Source organism: Haloferax sp. s1, from assembly GCF_058382125.1.
The window spans coordinates 2525-6852 of record NZ_JBZRPK010000538.1 but is presented as its reverse complement, the minus strand read 5'-3'; the positions used below and the strand labels follow the sequence as shown (position 1 = coordinate 6852).

Sequence of the window (4328 nt, the reverse complement as noted above, 5' to 3'; positions counted from 1 at the left end):
CGTCGGTCGATTCGAAGTCAACCGTGGAGATACGGACCGGTGGGACTTCGGGGGTCTCGCGGGGCTTGTCAGCCGGTGCTTCGGGCGGGTTTCGTGGCCCCGTCGTACCGGGGGGTCCACTGAGACAACCCGACGAGAGACCGACTGCGACCAGTCCGAGGAGGCGTCGTCGCTCCATACGCTGGCGTCCGGCGGAGGCGCAATGAACCTTGTCGTCCGCGACTCGGCCTTCCCGCATCTCACGTGGTTCTCTCACAACCACGCTCCCCGTCGCCCGAGTCGCTTTTGTCCCGCGCCCGCCTCGTGACGAGCGTGCTGACGAAGGACCTGCTTCGCGTATCGAGAGCGGGCGGCGGCTACCATCCACAGTTCGCAGCGCGGAGCGACCGCCCCCTCGCCGCGAAGACTATCGGCGTCTTCCAGCGCCACGTCGGCGAGCCCCGAAGGTCACTCGATGAGGCACTCGAAGCGCTCGAATCCGAGGCCGACGATTTCAAACTCGCCCGAGGCTTCGCCTCGCTCTTCGACCGCGAAGCCGTCTTCGAGACGCAGGCACCGCTCCCGCCAGTTCGCGCCCGCCGCGCCGCGTTCGAGGCGGCGATGGAAGTCGGCGGCGTGGCGACGCCCGACGAACGAGACGCGGCGCTCGACCACGCGGCCGCATCGCTCGGGTCGACTCCCGACGCGGTAGACGAATCGTTGACCGCCGACCGCGAAGTGGAGCAGGTCCTCGCCGACTTCGACCCGCGGTGGACGCCCGACGAGTTGCTCACCCAGTACAATCTCTCGCTCGCCCAAACGGCGCTTTTCGATGCGACCGAGGTTCGCGTCCGCAGTTCGGACCCGAAGGCGGTCGTCTCGGCGGTCAAGCGACTGCGACTGATGTACGAGGTTCGGAAGACCGACGCAGGACGGGAAGTCGTCGTCACCGGCCCGGATGCGCTCTTCCAGCGAACCCGTCGATACGGAACCGCTTTCGCCCGACTGCTTCGGTCAGTCGCAACTGCGGGTGAGTGGCGGCTCGTGGCGACTATCGACGACCGAGGGACAGAACGCGAAATGGTGCTCACGAGCGACGACGTATCCGTCCCGGGCGTCGACCCGATGGCCGAACCCGGCTTCGACAGCGACGTGGAGGCCGACTTCGCCGCCCGGTTCCGCGGTCTCGACCTCGATTGGTCGCTCGTCAGGGAACCCGAACCGTTGGAGACGGGGACGAGCGTGATGATTCCGGACTTCGCGTTCGATTATATCCATGCTGAGTTCCGGGTCTTCTTCGAAATCATGGGCTTCTGGACCCCCGAGTACGTCGAAAAGAAACTGGGACAACTCGCCGACGTGGAGGACGTGGAACTCGTCGTCGCGGTGGACGAATCCCTCGGCGTGGGTGAGGAAATCGCCGCCCGTGACCATCGCGTCGTCCCGTACACCAAATCCGTGCGCGTGAAGGACGTGGTTGACGTCCTCCGAGAGTACGAAGCCGACCTCGTCGCCGACGCCGCCTCGTCGCTTCCGGCGGAACTCGTTCCCGACGAGGATGTTGTCTCGCTTGCCGACCTCGCGGGCGCTCGCGGCGTTTCGGTGGATGCACTTTCGGATGTGAGCTTCCCCGAGCACGAACTCGTCGGGCGAACGCTTGTTCGCCCCACGATTCTCGATTCGGTCGCCGAGGAGGTCGAACCGGGGATGTCGCTGTCGGCGGTCGAATCGACCCTTGCGGACTTCGGACTCGACGACGCGAGCGCGGTTCTTTCGCGACTCGACTACCGCGTCGAGTGGGAGGGTCTGACTGGCGGAACAGTACGAGAGAAGTAGGGCGAAACGGCCGCGGCCGCAGACGGCGTCGCGCGTCGCCTTAGTCGAGTTTGACGAGTTCTTCTTGCCGACCCTTCGGGACGGTCGAGCGGAGTTCGCCGTGGAGATAGAGGCCGACGCCGAGGGGTTCGAGTTCACCCGCAATTTCGTGGGCGGCGGTGAGGTAGCCCCAGTCACCCTCCCACCAGTCGAGTTGTTGGTCGTGACCGGCGACGAACGCCTTTGCCTCGCCCGGACTCAGTTCGATGACGTTCTTCGTCGCGTCGCGGCAGAAGCGCTGGACCGCGTTGGTTGAGGGCTTCCAGTGTCGCTGACGGGTTCGGAGGATGCGCATCCCGAGACCCTCCACCTGAATGGGGTCGACGACTTCGCCGTTGAATGCCCAAATCTTCCCTGCGCCCTTCTCCCAGAAGGTGTAGCTGTCGAACGTCGCCGGGTCGATGCCGAACCGCTCTTCCCACCACTCGACGACCTCGTTTCGGGAGGGACGACCTTCGACGACGCGGTCCTCGGCGGTCTCCGGGAGGCGGTCGAACTGCTGGCCCCAGTTTTCGTCGTCTGCGGTCTCGTCTTTCATGCGTTGACCTCCAGTTTCGCAGTGAAGAAGCCGCCCGTGTCGTTCTGATGCGGGTAGACACGGCGGGCTTTCGTGACCGACGGGTCGTACTCTTCGTCTTCCCACTCGGTGATGCCGGGCGACGTTTCGAAGTTATCGGGCACGTCCCACTCGACCATCTCGCAGTCTTCGCGTTCGAGGACGAAGTCGAGGACCGCCTCGTTCTCCTCCGGCGCGAAGGTACACGTGGAGTAGACGACGCTCCCGCCGGGTTTCGTCACCTGCACGGCGCGTCGGAGAATCCCTTTCTGGATACCGGCGACGCTGGCGACGTGGTTCATCGTCCACTCGTCGAGCACGTCGGGGTTCTTTCGGCAGGTTCCTTCGCAGGAACACGGCGCGTCGACGAGCACGCGGTCGAACTGCTCGAACGACCCGGGCTCTTCGGGGGTCCGCTCGCCAAATGGCTTCATCGAGAAGTTACGCGCGTCCTGATTCGACACGACGAGGTTCGTCACGCCGAGTCGTTCGGCGTTGTGCCGAAGCGCCGAGAGTCGACCGAGGTTGTTATCGTTGCCGACGAGCACGCCTTCGTCGTCCATCATGGCGGCGATTTGAGTCGTTTTCGACCCCGGGGCTGCACAGGTGTCCCAGATGCGTTCGCCCGGTTGCGGGTCGAGCGCGATAGCCGGGAGCGCGGACACTTCCTCTTGGCCGTGGAGCCAACCGTGGAAGTACGGCCAGTTGGTTCCCGGACTGCTCTCTTCGAGTTTCAGAATACCGGGGTGCCAGTCGGTCGGTTCGTAGGCGACGCCCTCGTCGTCGAGTGCTTCGCGGGCGCGCTCCACCGTCGTCTTGATGGTGTTGACGCGGACGACAGACGGAAGCGGCCGCTCACAGGCCGCTAAAAATGCCTCCTCGTCGTCCACGAGTGGCGCGTACCGCTGGAGCGGATTCATGTACTACCGATTCCACACGGGCGCGTTTGTCGGTTTCGGAGTGGCCGGCGCGTCCTTTCGGAGTATCCGGTGCATCCTTTCCGAAGCCCCGGCATGTCCGACCCGTCGTGCGCATTCCCCCGTCGCATTTACCTCACCTGACTGTGAATGTTTATCTATGGCACGAATTCGCGTCCTTGCCGATGAACTTACGGACCAACTCGACTCCCCGACACTGGTAGAAGGACTCCCGGGCGTCGGTCTCGTCGGGAAGATTGCGGCTGACCATCTCGTCGAGGAGTTCGATATGACTCATTACGGCGATGCATTCTGTGACGGTATCCCGGAGGTGGCGGTGTACCAGAAGGGAGACTCGGAGCTTCATCCACCGGTTCGGCTCTACGCCGATGCCAAACACGACCTGCTCGTTCTCCAGAGCGACACCCCGATTCGACCCGAGGCGGCGACCGAACTCGCGACGTGTCTCGGACCGTGGTTCGACGAACTCGATATATTACCGATCTTCCTCTCCGGTATCGCGCGGGAGAGGTCCGAGAATACACCGAAACTCTACGGCATCGGAACGGGGGATGTCCTCGACCGACTGGAAGACGCCGGTATCGGTCGCCCGACAGAGACCGGTCTCGTATCGGGGCCGACGGGTGCACTCTTGAGCAACTCCGTCGCAGTCGGCCGTCCCGCGCTCGGACTCGTCGTCGAGTCCGACCCGCAGTTCCCGGACCCGGAAGCCGCTCGTATCATCATCAAGAACGGACTCGAACCGCTGGTTGGATTCGAGGTTCCCGTTGATGACCTCGTCGACAGAATGAGCGAGATTCGGCAGGCGAAAGAGCAGTTGGCACAGCGGATGCAGCAGTCGGACGAAGAGAGTACGCAAGCACGTCCGATTGGGATGTATCAGTAGTCGTCCAGGGTTGTCCTCCCAGTAGCCACCGTTATTCGCCCTCCCAGTAGCCACCGTTATTCGCCCTCCCAGTAGCCACCGTTATTCGCCCTCC

General features: G+C 63.8%; 4 protein-coding genes and 1 pseudogene. 2 read left to right on the top strand and 3 right to left on the bottom strand.

All coding sequences use genetic code 11. The features are described from left to right. A pseudogene (locus tag QT222_RS09345) lies at nt 1-178 on the bottom strand (transcriptional initiation protein Tat); the annotation flags it as partial. Between the two features lie 134 nt (nt 179-312). Here QT222_RS09345 and QT222_RS09340 point away from each other — a divergent pair. Further along, on the top strand, nt 313-1815 hold the full coding sequence (locus QT222_RS09340; protein ID WP_491477006.1) for a DUF790 family protein: 1503 nt from the start codon (nt 313-315) through the stop codon (nt 1813-1815). A 40-nt stretch (nt 1816-1855) separates the two neighbouring features. Here the strand turns inward: QT222_RS09340 and QT222_RS09335 are convergent, their stop codons facing one another. Continuing rightward, nucleotides 1856-2392: a DUF7122 family protein gene (locus QT222_RS09335; protein ID WP_491477005.1), complete on the bottom strand. Its 537-nt coding sequence runs from the start codon at nt 2390-2392 to the stop codon at nt 1856-1858. Then, nucleotides 2389-3330, bottom strand: coding sequence for an RsmB/NOP family class I SAM-dependent RNA methyltransferase (locus tag QT222_RS09330; protein WP_491477004.1), 942 nt, complete (start codon nt 3328-3330; stop codon nt 2389-2391). The genes QT222_RS09335 and QT222_RS09330 overlap by 4 nt, the downstream gene beginning before the upstream one ends. A gap of 157 nt (nt 3331-3487) precedes the next feature. On the opposite strand from QT222_RS09330, the gene QT222_RS09325 reads away from it, so the two are divergent. Continuing rightward, a complete protein-coding gene (locus QT222_RS09325; RefSeq protein ID WP_491477003.1) occupies nt 3488-4234 on the top strand; it encodes a proteasome assembly chaperone family protein in 747 nt (248 codons plus the stop codon). Nucleotides 4235-4328: the final 94 nt, after the last annotated feature.

Bases quoted from the DNA above. Each gene is read 5' to 3' on its own strand.
- QT222_RS09335 (WP_491477005.1), bottom strand. From the start codon at position 2,392: ATGAAAGACGAGACCGCAGACGACGAAAACTGGGGCCAGCAGTTCGAC.
- QT222_RS09330 (WP_491477004.1), bottom strand. From the start codon at position 3,330: ATGAATCCGCTCCAGCGGTACGCGCCACTCGTGGACGACGAGGAGGCA.
- QT222_RS09325 (WP_491477003.1), top strand. From the start codon at position 3,488: ATGGCACGAATTCGCGTCCTTGCCGATGAACTTACGGACCAACTCGAC.